Here is a 17,878-nt window from a genome sequence, read left to right as displayed (position 1 = left end):
TAGTCGCCCCCTCCTACTCGATCATCCACGCTAATCTGAAACAGATACGAGGGCGTGCTTTAGCCAACCACGTCTGATAAACAAGTCGCTTTTCCCGCCTGTTTTTGGCATAATATACCATAACAACCAAAAGCAACGACAGCTCATCCAGATAGGCTAGGCTGAGCTGAGCGGAAAAAGCAAACTCGGACAGGAAAGGAACTGGAGAATGAATAGTAGCGCTCTATTTCAGGAGTTTCCGGTGTTGAAATCGGACCATTTGATACTGCGAGAGATTGAAGATTGTCACCTGGAAGAAGTGTTTGAAATTTACAGCAACGATAGCGTCTTTGAGTATTGCGGCATCATTCCCAAGCACAAAAAGGATACCGTTCTGACCATGATCGGCCATTTTAAAAGAGATTACCTGAAAAAATCGAGAGTGAAATGGGGGATTTTCCCCGTTCAGCAGAGCGATACATTAGTCGGCATTATCGAAGCCTTCGAGTTGAATCAACGCGTAAACATGGCAACGATCGGTTACTTTTTGGCGGAAGCGCACTGGGGAAAAGGGATTGCCTCGGAAGCGGTCAAAATGGTTGTGCGCTTCCTGATGGAAGAAGTCAACGTGAACAGAATCCAGGCAGAAGTCATGCCGCCAAATGAAGCGTCCAAAAAGGTGTTGCGCAATAATGGCTTCCTCATGGAAGGAACGCTCAGACAGGCAGCGCTCTGGTCAGGCAAAGGAATTGTCGATTTAGAAATATACGGCTTGCTGCGGGAAGACTACCAAAGCCTGCAAACGAGGTAGACAGATCGTGCAACGAGCAGTTATCCGCTGAATTGAGCTGTTTTGTCGGCCGCAAGCGGTCACATCCCATTTCAAAAAAGTCGAGACGTTATTCACAAAAAAAGGTTTCATCCCCGGCAGCGAAGAGGGGATGAAACCTTTTTTGTTGCCACGCTGTCAATCAACGGCTGAGAAAATACGAAACGAGCGTATCCATCGGCACGATTTCCACGGTTTCACAAAACGAATCGTTTTGCGCACAAGCAGTCAAGGTGTATTCGTCATCCAGAAAGTACGTCTTGAAGTGCCACCTCGCTTGTTCAAATACGCGCGCGCCCTCGACAGTTCCCTGGCTGACAGTGGAGAAGCTGTTCAGCGGAAGCGAAAGCCCTTTGCCGATCGCTTTGATGTAGCTTTCTTTCGCCGTCCAGACCGCAAAAAAACGTGCTTGTCTTCGTTCGCTGTCCGGTTCCTCCTCGATATACTCGTATTCCTCTGGCGCAAAAAACTGCCTGGCAATTTGCAAGTCAATCTGATGCTTTTTTTCAATATCGATTCCTACGGTACAGTCACCGGTGATACAGACCACCCAGTCGCCCGAATGGGAAAGGTTGTAGTGCAAGCGGTTCCACGGCCCTTGCAGGGATGGTTTTCCATAGGCGTTCGTGCCAAACGAAATGCTTTTCGCAGAAACGGCGAACGTTTCGGCGGCAATTTTTCTAATCAGCAGATCGGCCAGCAGTCCGCGGACGCGATCTTCGCGGCGGAAGAAAGCACCGAGCCGCTGTTTTTTGTCTTCGGCAACAAAGGACAGCAGGTGAGGAATGTAATCATCTGAAAAATCGGCAATAGAGACTGCGTATATGGGCATCATGCTGAACCTCCAACTCTGTATGCAAACACACTTTCTGTAAAAGGACGCGCGTGCAGTCTAGCTCATGTGCGGGTGTGGGCATGGCCTGATGACACCATTGGCTCGATCAGCTCAATGCCAAGGTCGATCATCCGCTCATCGCCCATGAGCGACACGAGCACTTTTACCCGCCGTTTGTGCTTGTCCACTTTTTTCACAATTCCTTCCATCCCTTTGAGTGGGCCAGACTCCACATATACCTTGGAATCTTGCGTGTAGACCTGGGAAAAATCAATCTGCTCATCGTGATTCAGCAGCCTGAGAATGATCGTGATTTCTTCCTCGGGAATCTTTTTGAAACAGAGCGCCTCTTCCCTGTTTTCCACCGGATCGCGGCTTTTCCGGGGAGAAGTCGATCTGTCGTACATCAGGTCGATTTTATTCAGATAGTTCAACATCCGAATAATTTTGGAGTGACTTCTAATAAAGTAATACTTCGAGAAATTCATGTCCGTTTTTACAAAAATGTAGCCTGGAAACAAATCCTTTTCAACCCGCATAATCTCGCCGTTTTTCTTCTCGGGAACGATACGTTGTGGAACCATGGAATACAGTGTTTCTTTGTCAAAAGATTTATTCAACCAATTTTTCACAGAATGTTCATAACCCGTTTTCACATAAAACGCATACCAGTTCATAAAAATGCAAGACTCCTTTTCATAACGTTTCTAAGATCATTGGCAGGTGCAGCAGCTCAGAAATCCTCAGCCTTCATTAAACTCGTCGCTCTCTAGTTGGTTCCTGACTCGGCTCGTTGAAGCTCTTTTCCTGTAACAACCATTGGGAAACCTTATGTCTCGCTTCGCATACATGAACCGGATTTTCGGTCTGCAAATGGAAGCAACATCAGCCATGCGCAATAATGTGCGATATAAGTAGTTATTTACATAATATTATTTTATTTTACAAATAATGGTAACGAAAAGTTTACTCATCGTCAAGGTCATCCAGAAACAGTAGTCGTTCTGGTCACTATTCGGGCTTGCATTTTCCATAGGCTGAATGTAGAGCTTCTGTAGGTGAGCAGGGAACGAAAGAGAGCAAATACTGACGAATATGTATAGACAGCTGGTGGATCGCAAAGTACATGCCAAACTGCTGGTGGATTTTCCTTGAACCAAATTTCGCTGGCAGCCAGCATGGTTCAAACCTTTTCTCTAAAAAGCTGCGTACGTCAAAAAAGAGGGGGTAGGAATTGTGCCTTTTTATCACATGCCTTTTTACGAAAGTCTGCGGACTGATCAGGACAATAGCTGCTGATCCAGATAGGCAGCACACAGGAAAACAGCCTCTCGTTTTTCCGTAGAAGAAAATTCCTGTTTTCCCAGTATAAAGCATTATATGGCTTGTGAACATATAAAAATTTTAATGTTATGAAAATATTTATCGTCAAAATATAGCCGCTACGCTTTCCTTTTTTATAGACAAGTTGAAAAGGAAAAATGTTGCAGCGCCGAAACGAGCCAATCACTGGCTTCACCAAAGGGAAAAACACGTGTGCCGCTTATTGATTACGCAAGCGGGAGCAGGTTTGCCAAGCAAAACTTGGATTTACGTAAAAAGGTTGTAAAAAAACTTGTTGAATTTTTTGCAAAATATCCCTATTTTTTAATCGACTTCCAATTTTTCTCTGCTATAATGAGTTTCAGCGTCAGTAACCTAGTGCTTTCAGCCTGTCAGCCGATCGGGGAACTTCCTGTGATTGTTTTCATGCAAATCAGTTTTCCTTCGTTCGCAGGCGGTAAGCAGGGCCGTATCCGGCAGGCGGGAATACCAGCACCCATTTTCCGCTACAGCATGAGCAAAATATGACTTTAGTATGAAGGGAATTTCCCAGAAACAGGAAATTTTCTTGTTGTTAAAATTACCCAAATGATGGAAAATGGGAAATTGGGAATGGAACGTTGACCTTGCCTGTCTCTTGTTGGCAACCATTTCGTCACACTTCATGATAAGCAGAAGTAATTCCATTATCGGAGGGGACATATGTTAGCAAATCAGGCCAATCTCATCGACAACAAGCGGGAACTGGAGCAGCATGCGCTAGTTCCATATGCACAGGGCAAGTCGATCCATCAATTGTTCGAGGAACAAGCAGAGGCTTTTCCAGACCGCGTTGCCATCGTTTTTGAAAACAGGCGGCTTTCGTATCAGGAGTTGAACAGGAAAGCCAATCAACTGGCAAGAGCCTTGCTCGAAAAAGGGGTGCAAACAGACAGCATCGTCGGTGTGATGATGGAGAAGTCCATCGAAAATGTCATCGCGATTCTGGCCGTTCTTAAAGCAGGCGGAGCCTATGTGCCCATCGACATCGAATATCCCCGCGATCGCATCCAATATATTTTGCAGGATAGTCAAACGAAAATCGTGCTTACCCAAAAAAGCGTCAGCCAGCTCGTGCATGACGTCGGGTACAGCGGAGAGGTAGTTGTACTCGACGAAGAACAGTTGGACGCTCGCGAGACTGCCAATCTGCACCAGCCCAGCAAGCCTACGGATCTTGCCTATGTCATTTACACCTCAGGCACGACAGGCAAGCCAAAAGGCACCATGCTTGAACATAAAGGCATCGCCAATTTGCAATCCTTTTTCCAAAATTCGTTTGGCGTCACCGAGCAAGACAGGATCGGGCTTTTTGCCAGCATGTCGTTCGACGCATCCGTTTGGGAAATGTTCATGGCTTTGCTGTCTGGCGCCAGCCTGTACATCCTTTCCAAACAGACGATCCATGATTTCGCTGCATTTGAACACTATTTGAGTGAAAATGAATTGACCATCATCACACTGCCGCCGACTTATTTGACTCACCTCACCCCAGAGCGCATCACCTCGCTACGCATCATGATTACGGCAGGATCAGCTTCCTCCGCACCCTTGGTAAACAAATGGAAAGACAAACTCAGGTACATAAATGCATACGGCCCGACGGAAACGAGCATTTGCGCGACGATCTGGGAAGCCCCGTCCAATCAGCTCTCCGTGCAATCGGTTCCGATCGGCAAACCGATTCAAAATACACATATTTATATCGTCAATGAAGACTTGCAGCTACTGCCGACTGGCAGCGAAGGCGAATTGTGCATCGGCGGAGTCGGCTTGGCAAGAGGCTATTGGAATCGGCCCGACTTGACCGCAGAAAAATTCGTAGACAATCCGTTCGTACCAGGCGAAAAAATGTACCGCACAGGTGACTTGGCCAAATGGCTGACGGATGGAACGATCGAGTTTCTCGGCAGAATCGACCATCAGGTGAAAATCAGAGGTCATCGCATCGAGCTTGGCGAAATCGAGTCTGTTTTGTTGGCACATGAACACATCACAGAGGCCGTGGTCATTGCCAGAGAGGATCAACACGCGGGACAGTATTTGTGCGCCTATTATATTTCGCAACAAGAAGCAACTCCTGCGCAGCTCAGAGACTACGCCGCCCAGAAGCTTCCGGCTTACATGCTGCCATCTTATTTCGTCAAGCTGGACAAAATGCCGCTTACGCCAAATGACAAGATCGACCGCAAAGCGTTGCCCGAGCCTGATCTTACGGCAAACCAAAGCCAGGCTGCCTACCATCCTCCGAGAACCGAGACAGAATCGATTCTCGTCTCCATCTGGCAAAACGTTTTGGGAATTGAAAAGATCGGGATTCGCGATAATTTTTACTCGCTCGGCGGAGATTCGATCCAAGCGATCCAGGTCGTGGCTCGTCTGCATTCCTATCAATTGAAGCTAGAGACGAAAGACTTGCTGAATTACCCGACGATCGAGCAGGTTGCTCTTTTTGTCAAGAGCACGACGAGAAAAAGCGATCAGGGCATCATCGCTGGAAACGTACCGCTTACACCCATTCAGAAGTGGTTTTTCGGGAAAAACTTTACGAATACAGGCCATTGGAACCAATCGTCTGTGCTCTATCGCCCGGAAGGCTTTGATCCTAAAGTCATCCAAAGTGTCATGGACAAAATCATCGAACACCACGACGCGCTCCGCATGGTCTATCAGCACGAAAACGGAAATGTCGTTCAGCACAACCGCGGCTTGGGTGGACAATTATACGATTTCTTCTCTTATAATCTGACCGCGCAACCAGACGTCCAGCAGGCGATCGAAGCAGAGACGCAACGTCTGCACAGCAGCATGAATTTGCAGGAAGGACCTCTGGTGAAGGTTGCCTTATTTCAGACGTTACATGGCGATCATTTGTTTCTCGCAATTCATCATTTGGTCGTGGATGGCATTTCCTGGCGCATTTTGTTTGAAGATTTGGCAACCGGATACGCGCAGGCACTTGCAGGGCAAGCGATCAGTCTGCCCGAAAAAACGGATTCTTTTCAAAGCTGGTCACAATGGTTGCAAGAATATGCGAACGAGGCGGATTTGCTGAGCGAGATTCCGTACTGGGAGAGTCTCGAATCGCAAGCAAAAAATGTGTCCCTGCCGAAAGACTATGAAGTGACCGACTGCAAACAAAAGAGCGTGCGAAACATGCGGATACGGCTGCACCCGGAAGAGACCGAGCAGTTGTTGAAGCACGCCAATCAGGCCTATCAAACGGAAATCAACGATCTGTTGTTGGCGGCGCTCGGCTTGGCTTTTGCGGAGTGGAGCAAGCTTGCGCAAATCGTCATTCATTTGGAGGGGCACGGGCGCGAGGACATCATCGAACAGGCAAACGTGGCCAGAACGGTCGGATGGTTTACGTCGCAATATCCGGTATTGCTCGACTTGAAGCAAACCGCTCCCTTGTCCGACTATATCAAGCTCACCAAAGAGAATATGCGGAAGATTCCTCGTAAAGGGATCGGTTACGACATCTTGAAGCATGTGACACTTCCAGAAAATCGCGGTTCCTTATCCTTCCGCGTGCAGCCGGAAGTGACGTTCAACTACTTGGGACAGTTTGATGCGGACATGAGAACGGAACTGTTTACCCGCTCACCCTACAGCGGCGGCAACACGTTAGGCGCAGATGGCAAAAACAATCTGAGTCCTGAGTCAGAGGTGTACACCGCTTTGAATATAACCGGATTGATTGAAGGCGGAGAGCTCGTCCTCACATTCTCTTACAGCTCGGAGCAGTATCGGGAAGAGTCCATCCAGCAATTGAGCCAAAGTTATCAAAAGCATCTGCTTGCCATCATCGCGCATTGCACCGAGAAAAAAGAAGTAGAGCGAACGCCCAGCGATTTCAGCGTCAAAGGTCTCCAAATGGAAGAAATGGACGATATCTTCGAATTGCTTGCAAATACACTGCGCTAAACAGATGTTGGCCACCATTTTCAGGGGCAACTGCGTGCTTTCATTCCCATTTTTATACATTTATAACAAATAAAGATATATCCGAGGTGCCGTAATGAGTGTATTTAGCAAAGAACAAGTTCAGGATATGTATGCGTTGACCCCGATGCAAGAGGGGATGCTGTTTCACGCCTTGCTCGATCAAGAGCACAACTCGCATCTGGTACAGATGTCGATTTCGTTGCAGGGCGATCTTGACGTTGGGCTATTTACGGATAGCCTGCATGTGCTGGTAGAGAGATACGATGTATTCCGCACGTTGTTTCTCTATGAAAAGCTGAAGCAGCCTTTGCAAGTTGTCTTGAAGCAACGGCCTATTCCGATCGAATTTTACGACTTGTCTGCCTGCGACGAGTCCGAGAAACAACTTCGCTATACGCAATACAAAAGGGCGGATCAGGAGCGGACGTTTCATCTGGCAAAAGACCCGTTGATGCGGGTCGCCCTTTTCCAAATGTCCCAGCACGACTACCAGGTCATCTGGAGCTTTCATCACATCCTCATGGACGGCTGGTGCTTCAGCATTATTTTTGATGACTTGCTTGCCATCTACTTGTCCTTGCAAAACAAGACGGCACTCTCCCTGGAGCCCGTACAGCCATACAGTCGCTTTATCAACTGGCTGGAAAAACAAAATAAACAGGCCGCTCTCAACTATTGGAGCGACTATCTGGAAGCCTATGAACAAAAGACTACCTTGCCGAAGAAGGAAGCTGCCTTCGCCAAAGCATTTCAACCAACCCAATACCGCTTTTCGCTGAACCGCACCTTGACCAAGCAGCTCGGGACCATCGCCAGTCAAAATCAAGTGACGCTATCGACGGTGATTCAAACGATCTGGGGAGTTCTCCTGCAAAAATACAATGCGGCCCATGATGTGCTGTTCGGCTCTGTTGTATCCGGACGCCCTACAGACATCGTCGGAATCGACAAAATGGTTGGCTTGTTTATCAATACGATTCCATTCCGGGTGCAAGCGAAAGCTGGTCAAACGTTTTCCGAGCTGTTGCAAGCTGTGCACAAAAGAACTTTGCAATCACAGCCGTATGAGCACGTGCCTTTGTACGACATTCAAACTCAGTCCGTCTTGAAGCAGGAGCTGATTGACCACCTGCTGGTCATCGAAAATTACCCGCTGGTAGAGGCTTTGCAGAAAAAAGCATTGAACCAGCAGATCGGCTTCACGATTACTGCTGTGGAAATGTTCGAGCCGACCAATTACGACTTGACTGTCATGGTGATGCCAAAAGAAGAGCTTGCCTTCCGTTTTGACTACAATGCGGCTCTGTTTGACGAACAGGTCGTGCAAAAACTGGCGGGGCACCTCCAACAGATCGCGGATTGCGTGGCAAACAATTCGGGAGTCGAGCTTTGCCAGATTCCGTTGCTGACAGAAGCAGAAACTAGCCAGCTGTTGGCAAAGCGTACGGAAACAGCGGCTGACTATCCTGCCGCAACCATGCACGAGCTGTTTTCGCGGCAGGCAGAAAAAACGCCTGAGCAAGTGGCGGTAGTCTTCGCGGATCAGCACCTGACGTATCGGGAGCTGGATGAAAAATCCAATCAGCTCGCCCGCTTTTTGCGCAAAAAAGGCATTGGCACGGGCAGTCTTGTCGGCACGCTGCTGGATCGCTCGCTGGACATGATCGTCGGAATCCTCGGCGTCTTGAAGGCAGGCGGCGCATTTGTGCCGATCGACCCGGAGTTGCCTGCCGAACGAATCGCTTACATGCTGACGCATAGCAGAGTTCCATTGGTCGTGACGCAAAATCATTTGCGGGCAAAAGTGACCACGCCTACAGAAACAATTGACATCAACACAGCGGTGATCGGGGAAGAGAGCCGCGCCCCTATCGAATCGCTCAATCAGCCGCATGACTTGTTTTACATCATCTATACGTCCGGAACGACAGGGCAACCGAAAGGCGTCATGCTGGAGCATCGCAACATGGCGAACCTGATGCATTTTACGTTTGATCAGACGAACATCGCTTTTCATGAAAAAGTGTTGCAGTATACCACGTGCAGCTTTGATGTTTGCTACCAGGAAATTTTCTCCACGCTGCTATCCGGGGGCCAGCTCTACCTGATCACGAACGAGCTGAGACGGCATGTGGAAAAGCTGTTTGCTTTCATCCAGGAAAAGCAGATCAGCATTTTGTCTCTCCCGGTGTCCTTCCTGAAATTTATTTTTAACGAACAAGACTACGCGCAAAGCTTCCCGCGTTGTGTCAAACATATCATCACGGCCGGGGAACAACTCGTCGTCACACACGAGCTGCAAAAGTATCTGCGCCAGCATCGCGTATTTTTGCACAATCACTACGGCCCGTCGGAGACGCATGTGGTGACGACATGCACGATGGACCCGGGACAGGCGATACCAGAGCTGCCGCCCATCGGAAAGCCGATCAGCAACACAGGCATTTACATTTTGGATGAAGGGCTGCAATTGAAGCCGGAGGGGATCGTCGGGGAGTTGTACATTTCCGGCGCAAACGTAGGAAGAGGGTATTTGCACCAGCCGGAGCTGACCGCGGAGAAGTTTCTCGACAATCCGTATCAGCCAGGCGAAAGAATGTACCGAACGGGTGATCTGGCGCGTTGGTTGCCGGATGGCCAGCTCGAATTTTTGGGCCGAATCGACCATCAGGTAAAAATCAGGGGCCATCGCATCGAGCTGGGAGAGATCGAATCGCGCCTGCTCAACCATCCCGCCATCAAGGAAGCGGTGGTTATCGACCGAGCAGACGAGACAGGCGGCAAGTTTTTGTGCGCCTATGTCGTCCTGCAAAAAGCGCTCAGCGACGAAGAGATGCGGGCATACTTGGCGCAAGCGTTGCCGGAGTATATGATCCCTTCCTTTTTCGTGACGCTGGAGCGGATTCCAGTCACGCCGAACGGAAAAACAGACAGGCGAGCTTTGCCGAAGCCGGAAGGAAGTGCCAAGACGAAAGCGGATTACGTCGCCCCGACGACTGAGCTGGAACAAAAGCTGGTCGCGATTTGGGAGCAAATTCTTGGCGTGTCGCCGATCGGCATTCAGGATCATTTTTTCACGCTGGGCGGCCATTCGTTAAAAGCGATTCAGCTCATTTCCCGCATCCAAAAGGAATGCCAGGCGGATGTCCCGCTGCGCGTCCTGTTTGAGCAACCGACGATTCAAGCGCTGGCAGCGTATGTGGAAGGCGGGGAGGAAAGCGCGTATCTCGCCATTCCCCAGGCCGAGCCGCAAGCGTATTATCCCGTATCGTCTGCGCAAAAACGCATGCTCATCTTAAACCAGCTCGATCCGCACAGCACGGTTTACAACCTGCCTGTCGCGATGATCCTCGAAGGAACGCTGGATAAAGCTCGGCTGGAGCACGCCATTTCCAACCTGGTGGCTCGCCATGAGTCGTTGCGCACGTCGTTTCATACGATCAACGGGGAGCCAGTTTCCCGCATCCATGAGCAAGGCCACTTGCCGATTGTTTACTTGGAAACGGCGGAAGAGCAAGTGAACGAGGTCATTTTGGGGTTCATGCAGCCGTTTGATCTGGTAACAGCTCCGCTATGCCGGGTTGGCTTGGTGAAGCTCGCAGAGAACCGTCACGTCCTGATCATCGACATGCACCATATCATTTCGGACGGAGTCTCTTCTCAGCTCATCCTGAATGACTTTTCCCGTTTGTATCAAAACAAAGCTTTGCCAGAGCAGCGCATTCACTATAAAGACTTCGCCGTTTGGGAAAAAGCGTGGACACAAACGACCGATTACCAAAAACAGGAAAAATATTGGCTCGATCGATTTGCGGGCGAAATCCCGGTTTTGAACCTGCCGATGGATTACCCGCGGCCAGCTGTTCAAAGCTTTGAGGGCGAACGTTATTTGTTCCGCACAGAAAAACAGTTGTTGGAAAGTTTGCAGGACGTAGCCCAAAAGACAGGCACGACCTTGTACATGGTGCTTCTCGCAGCCTATCATGTGCTGCTTTCCAAATACTCCGGGCAGGATGACGTGATGATCGGCACCGTGACTGCCGGCAGGGTGCACCCGGATACGGAGAGCATGACGGGGATGTTCGTCAACACGCTGGCGATGCGCAATCAGTCTGCGCCGACCAAAACGTTCCGGCAATTTTTGCTGGAGGTAAAAGACAACACGCTGGCCGCTTTTGAACACGGGCAATATCCGTTTGAAGAGCTTGTCGAAAAGTTGGCGATCCAGCGAAACCGGAGCCGAAACCCGCTGTTCGACACCTTGTTCATTTTGCAAAACATGGATGCCGACCTGATCGAGCTGGATGGACTGACCGTGACGCCTTATGTGCCAGAGGGGGAAGTCGCCAAGTTCGATCTGTCGCTGGAAGCAAGCGAAAACCAGGCGGGACTTTCCTTCTGCTTCGAATTTTGCACCAAGCTGTTCGCACGCGAGACGATCGAGCGCATGTCGCTTCATTACTTGCAAATTTTGCAGGCAGTCAGCGCAAACACGGAGCAGGAGCTGGCGCAAATCGAGATGCTGACTGCGCATGAGAAGCAGGAGCTGCTCGTTCACTTCAACGACACGGCCGCCCTGTATCCAGCGGAGAGCACGCTGTCGCAGCTGTTTGAAGATCAGGCACAGAAAACTCCTGAGCAAACCGCCGTCGTCTTCGGTGACAAACGACTGACGTACCGCGAACTGAACGAGCGGGCCAACCAGCTCGCGCACACTTTGCGGGCAAAAGGCGTGCAGGCTGAGCAAAGCGTAGGGATCATGGCGCAAAGATCGTTGGAAATGGCGATCGGAATTATCGCTATTCTCAAAGCGGGCGGGGCGTATGTGCCGATCGATCCGGATTATCCGAATGAGCGGATTGCTTACATGCTGGAAGATTGCGAAGCCCGTCTGGTGCTGACCCAGCAGCAGCTCGCCGAAAAGATGACCGCAAACGTGGAATGCCTGTATCTGGATGAGGAGGGCAGCTACTCGCCTCAGACGGAAAACATCGAGCCGATCCATACCGCTGCTGATCTCGCTTACATCATCTACACATCCGGTACGACAGGCAGGCCAAAAGGCGTCATGGTAGAGCATCGGGGAATCGTCAACAGTGTGACGTGGAACAGGGACGAGTTTGCCCTTTCTGTCCGGGACAGTGGAACGCTGTCGCTATCTTTTGCCTTCGATGCCTTTGCCCTTACTTTCTTTACGTTGATTGTATCAGGCTCCACGGTCGTCCTGATGCCGGATCACGAAGCCAAAGATCCGATCGCGCTACGCAACCTGATTGCCGCTTGGGAATGCAGCTACGTCGTTTTCGTGCCCAGTATGTTCCAGGCGATATTGGAGTGCAGCACTCCGGCAGACATCCGCTCCATCCAGGCAGTCATGCTCGGGGGCGAAAAGCTGTCGCCGAAGCTTGTTCAGCTGTGCAAAGCGATGCATCCGCAGATGAGCGTGATGAATGCATACGGCCCGACGGAGAGCAGCGTCATGGCCACCTACCTGCGAGATACACAGCCAGATCAGCCGATCACCATCGGGCGGCCGATTGCCAACACCGCCATTTACATCGTAGACCAGCACCATCAACTGCTGCCTGTCGGGGTGGTAGGGGAAATCTGCATCGGCGGTCACGGCTTGGCGCGGGGCTATTGGAAAAAGCCGGAGCTTACTGCGGAGAAATTCGTGGCCAATCCAGCTGTTCCGGGAGAGCGCATGTACAAAACAGGCGATCTGGGCAGATGGCTCCACGACGGCACGATTGATTTTATAGGCCGCGTCGATGACCAAATCAAGGTGAGAGGATACCGGATTGAGGTCGGGGAGATTGAAGCGGTTTTGCTCGCTTACGATCAGACGAATGAAGCTATCGTCGTCGCTTATCAGGACGATCGCGGCGATTCCTATCTGGCTGCGTATGTCACGGGAAAAACGGCGATAGAGGAATCCGAGCTTCGCGCGCATCTGTTGCGAGAGCTTCCGGCCTACATGGTGCCGACCTACCTGATTCAACTGGACGCTTTCCCGCTCACGCCAAACGGCAAGGTCGACCGCAAGGCACTGCCCAAGCCGGAAGGAAAGCCTGCAACAGGAGCAGCTTATGTCGCACCCGCTACAGAAGTGGAGGCGAAGCTGGTCGCCATTTGGGAGAATGCGCTGGGGATTTCCGGCGTCGGGGTGTTGGATCACTTTTTTGAGCTGGGCGGTCATTCCTTGAAAGCGATGACGGTTGTGGCGCAAGTGCATCGCGAGTTTCAAATCGACCTTTTGCTGAAGCAGTTTTTTGCAGCGCCAACCATCCGGGACTTGGCCCGCTTGATCGAACATAGCGAACAGGCAGCCGGCGCCGCCATTCAACCGGCAGAGCCGCAAGCGTATTATCCGGTATCTTCTGCTCAGCAGCGGATGTACTTGCTCCATCAGCTTGAAGGTGCCGGAATCAGCTACAACACACCGGGCATCATCATGCTGGAAGGCAAGCTCGATCGCGAGCAATTGGCGAATGCGCTGCAAGCGTTGGTAGATCGTCACGATATTTTGCGGACGTCTTTTGAGATGGTCGGAGACGAGCTGGTGCAAAAAATTCATGACCGCGTGGCCGTGAACATGGAGTATGTGACGGCAGAAGAGCAGCAGATCGATGACCTTTTCCACGCGTTCGTCCGTCCGTTTGATCTTTCTGTGCCGCCATTGCTCCGCATGAGCCTGGTGAAACTCGCGGATGAGCGTCACCTGCTCCTGTACGACATGCACCATATTGCTGCCGATGCCGCATCGATCACGATCCTGTTCGATGAACTGGCTGAATTGTACCAGGGAAGAGAACTGCCGGAAATGCGCATCCAGTACAAAGATTTTGCTGTCTGGCAAAAAGCCTTGCATGAGTCGGATGCCTTCAAGCAGCAGGAAGCGTATTGGCTGAGCACGTTCGCTGGAAATATCACCGCTGTCGATGTGCCGACAGATTTTCCGCGCCCAGCCGTGAAAAGTTTTGCAGGGGGGCAAGTCACCCTGTCCATGGACCAAGAGCTGCTCAGTGCTTTGCACGAGTTGGCTGCGCATACGAATACGACGCTGTTTATGGTTTTGCTGGCCGCCTACAACGTGCTGCTCGCAAAATACGCTGGGCAAGACGACATCATCGTGGGAACGCCGATCTCCGGCAGGTCACGCGCCGAGCTTGCGCCTGTCGTCGGCATGTTCGTCCATACGCTGGCGATCCGCAACAAACCGACCGCCGAGAAGACATTCAAGCAGTTTTTGCAGGAGGTCAAGCAAAACGCGCTCGATGCTTTCGACCACCAGGACTACCCGTTTGAAAGCCTTGTGGAAAAGCTGGGCATTCCGCGCGATCCGGGGCGCAATCCGCTGTTTGACACCATGTTCATCCTGCAAAACGATGAGTTGCACGCAAAAACGCTGGATCAGCTCGTCTATCGCCCTTATGAATCGGACAGCGCGCTTGACGTGGCGAAATTCGACTTGTCGTTCCATCTGACCGAGCGGGAAACCGACCTGTTCTTGCGCCTGGAATACTGCACCAAGCTGTTCAAGCAACAAACGGTAGAACGAATGGCGCACCACTTCTTGCAAATTTTGCGAGCGGTCACGGCCAATCCGGAAAATGAATTGCAAGAGATCGAGATGCTGACAGCAGCAGAAAAGCAAATGCTGCTGGTGGCGTTCAACGATACGCACAGAGAATACCGGGCAGATCAAACAATCCAGCAACTTTTTGAAGAGCTGGCGGAAAAAATGCCTGAGCACACGGCGCTCGTATTCGAAGAAAAGCGCATGTCGTTCCGGGAGCTGAATGAAAGAGCGAACCAGCTCGCAGCCGTTTTGCGGGAAAAAGGAGTCGGGCCAGCGCAGATCGTCGCTTTGCTGGTAGAGCGTTCCGCCGAGATGGTCATTGCCACGCTTGCCACGTTAAAAGCGGGCGGCGCCTTTTTGCCCGTCGATCCTGATTATCCGGAAGAGCGAATCCGCTACATGCTGGAGGACAGCCAGGCAAAACTGGTGGTGACCCATGCGCACTTGCTGCACAAAGTGAGCAGTCAGTCCGAAGTCGTTGATGTGGATGACCCTGGAAGCTACGCAACACAGACAGACAACCTGCCGTGCGCAAACACACCGTCTGATTTGGCTTATATCATTTACACGTCCGGTACGACGGGCAAGCCAAAAGGCGTCATGCTGGAGCACAAAGGGGTAGCGAATCTGCAAGCGGTATTTGCCCATCATCTAGGCGTCACGCCGCAAGATCGGGCAGGGCATTTTGCCAGCATCTCGTTTGACGCATCGGTGTGGGATATGTTTGGCCCGTTGCTGTCGGGAGCGACCTTGTACGTCTTGTCCCGAGACGTCATCAACGATTTTCAACGATTCGCCGAATACGTTCGCGATAACGCGATCACCTTCCTCACTTTGCCGCCGACGTACGCGATTTATCTGGAGCCGGAGCAGGTGCCGTCGTTACGCACCCTGATTACAGCCGGATCGGCTTCCTCCGTTGCATTGGTGGATAAATGGAAAGAAAAAGTCACCTATGTCAATGGATACGGCCCAACAGAGAGCACCGTTTGCGCGACACTGTGGAAAGCCAAACCGGATGAGCCAGTCGAAACGATCACGATTGGCAAACCGATTCAGAACACCAAGCTGTACATCGTGGATGACCAGTTGCAGTTGAAAGCGCCGGGGCAGATGGGAGAACTGTGCATCAGCGGCTTGTCGCTGGCGAGAGGCTATTGGAATCGTCCAGAGCTGACCGCCGAGAAGTTCGTCGACAACCCGTTTGTGCCAGGAACAAAGATGTACCGGACAGGCGACCTGGCAAGATGGCTGCCAGATGGAACTATCGAGTATCTGGGCAGAATCGATCACCAAGTGAAAATTCGCGGACATCGTGTGGAACTCGGCGAAGTGGAAAGCGTGCTGCTGCGGTATGACACGGTCAAAGAGGCAGCTGCCATCACACATGAGGACGACCGCGGCCAAGCTTACTTGTGCGCCTACTACGTAGCGGAGGGAGAAGCCACGCCTGCGCAACTTCGAGCCTATATGGAAAACGAGTTGCCGAACTACATGGTTCCCGCCTTCTTTATCCAGTTGGAAAAGATGCCGCTGACACCGAATGACAAGATTGACCGAAAAGCGCTGCCGAAGCCGAACCAGGAGGAGAACCGGACTGAGCAATATGCAGCGCCGCAAACCGAGCTGGAACAGTTGCTGGCTGGCATCTGGGCAGATGTACTGGGGATCAAGCAAGTCGGGACGCAAGACAACTTCTTTGAATTGGGCGGCGATTCGATTAAAGCGATCCAGGTATCCACCCGCCTGAATGCGTCAGGCTGGACGCTTGCGATGAAAGAACTGTTCCAGTACCCGACGATTGAAGAAGCTGCTCTGCGCGTCATCCCGAACAGCCGAGAGAGCGAGCAGGGTGTCGTAGAAGGCGAGATTGCCTTGACACCGATCCAGAAATGGTTCTTCGCGAACAACTTCACGGATCGTCACCATTGGAATCAGGCTGTCATGCTGTTTCGCGAGGACGGCTTTGACGAGGGACTCGTGCGGCAAGCGTTCCAGCAAATCGTCGAGCATCACGATGCGCTGCGCATGGTCTACAAGCAAGAGGACGGGGCGATCAAGCAAATCAACCGCGGGCTGACCGACGAGCGCTTCCGTTTCTACTCTTATGACTTGAAAAATCACGCGAACAGCGAAGCTCGCATCCTGGAGCTGTCTGATCAGATCCAGAGCAGCATCGATTTGGAGCACGGCCCACTCGTTCACGTGGCTCTGTTCGCCACAAAAGACGGGGATCATTTGCTGGTCGCGATCCACCATCTTGTCGTGGATGGCGTCTCCTGGCGCATTTTGTTCGAAGATTTTTCCTCAGCCTACTCGCAGGCTCTCCATCAGCAGGAGATCGTCTTGCCGAAAAAGACGGACTCCTTCAAAGACTGGGCGGCTCAATTGCAAAAGTACGCGGACAGCGACGAGCTGTTGCGGGAAGTGGCATATTGGCACAACTTGGAGACTACAACGACGACTGCGGCACTGCCAACAGATTTTGTCACGGCAGATCGCAAGCAAAAACATACGCGGACACTGTCGTTCGCGTTGACAGTCCCGCAGACAGAAAACCTTTTGCGTCACGTTCATCATGCCTATCACACAGAGATGAACGACCTGCTGCTGACAGCGCTCGGCTTGGCCGTAAAAGACTGGGCACATACGAATGGCGTCGTCATCAATCTGGAAGGCCATGGGCGCGAAGACATCCAGAACGAAATGAACGTCACGCGCACGATTGGCTGGTTCACTTCGCAATATCCGGTGGTGCTCGACATGGAAAAAGCCGAGGACTTGCCGTACCAGATCAAGCAAACCAAAGAAAACTTGCGACGGATTCCGAAAAAAGGGATCGGCTACGAGATTTTGCGCACGCTGACGACAAGCCAGTTGCAGCCGCCATTAGCCTTTACGCTGCGGCCGGAAATCAGCTTTAACTATCTCGGTCAATTCGAGTCGGACGGAAAAACAGGCGGGTTTACATTCTCGCCGCTCGGAACAGGGCAGTTGTTCAGCCCGGAATCGGAGCGAGTGTTCCTGCTGGACATTTCCGCCATGATCGAGGACGGCGAGCTGCGGATCAGCGTGGGGTACAGCCGTCTCCAATATGAGGAAAAAACGATTGCCAGCCTGGCAGACAGCTACCGGAAGCACTTGCTAGGCATCATCGAGCATTGCATGGCAAAAGAAGAAGGCGAGTACACCCCGAGCGACCTGGGGGATGAAGAGCTGTCCATGGAGGAGCTGGAAAACATCCTGGAATGGATTTGACCCGGCGACAACAAAATTGATTTTCCTCCAATAAAAGTGGGGCACGCGGCGCTTTTATTGGAGGAACCCTCTTTGAACCGAT

General features: G+C 51.4%; 6 protein-coding genes. 4 read left to right on the top strand and 2 right to left on the bottom strand.

The features are described 5' to 3' along the window. Positions 1 to 208 precede the first annotated feature (208 nt). Positions 209 to 790: a GNAT family N-acetyltransferase gene (locus DEP07_RS15235; protein WP_122966488.1), complete on the top strand. Its 582-nt coding sequence runs from the start codon at positions 209 to 211 to the stop codon at positions 788 to 790. Between the two features lie 160 nt (positions 791 to 950). Here the strand turns inward: DEP07_RS15235 and DEP07_RS15230 are convergent, their stop codons facing one another. Further along, complete coding sequence (locus DEP07_RS15230) at positions 951 to 1,643, bottom strand: 4'-phosphopantetheinyl transferase family protein (RefSeq protein ID WP_173597329.1); 693 nt, start codon at positions 1,641 to 1,643, stop codon at positions 951 to 953. 62 nt (positions 1,644 to 1,705) lie between these two features. Next, a complete protein-coding gene (gene loaP, locus DEP07_RS15225) occupies positions 1,706 to 2,320 on the bottom strand; it encodes an antiterminator LoaP (protein WP_173597330.1) in 615 nt (204 codons plus the stop codon). Positions 2,321 to 3,179: 859 nt separating this feature from the next. Here loaP and DEP07_RS15220 point away from each other — a divergent pair. The 3 genes from DEP07_RS15220 (at position 3,180) to DEP07_RS15210 (ending at position 17,796) form a co-directional block, all read left to right on the top strand. Then, positions 3,180 to 3,494, top strand: a complete 315-nt coding sequence (locus DEP07_RS15220; protein WP_287102691.1) for a hypothetical protein — start codon at positions 3,180 to 3,182, stop codon at positions 3,492 to 3,494. Between the two features lie 174 nt (positions 3,495 to 3,668). Further along, a complete protein-coding gene (locus DEP07_RS15215) occupies positions 3,669 to 6,935 on the top strand; it encodes an amino acid adenylation domain-containing protein (RefSeq protein ID WP_287102690.1) in 3,267 nt (1,088 codons plus the stop codon). Between the two features lie 94 nt (positions 6,936 to 7,029). Then, on the top strand, positions 7,030 to 17,796 hold the full coding sequence (locus tag DEP07_RS15210) for a non-ribosomal peptide synthetase (RefSeq protein ID WP_287102689.1): 10,767 nt from the start codon (positions 7,030 to 7,032) through the stop codon (positions 17,794 to 17,796). Positions 17,797 to 17,878: the final 82 nt, after the last annotated feature.

Source organism: Brevibacillus sp. (assembly GCF_003521185.1).
GTDB classification, from domain to species: Bacteria; Bacillota; Bacilli; order Brevibacillales; family Brevibacillaceae; genus Brevibacillus; species Brevibacillus parabrevis.
The sequence above is the reverse complement of the archived record's forward strand: the minus strand, read 5'-3'. Positions and strand labels throughout refer to the sequence as shown.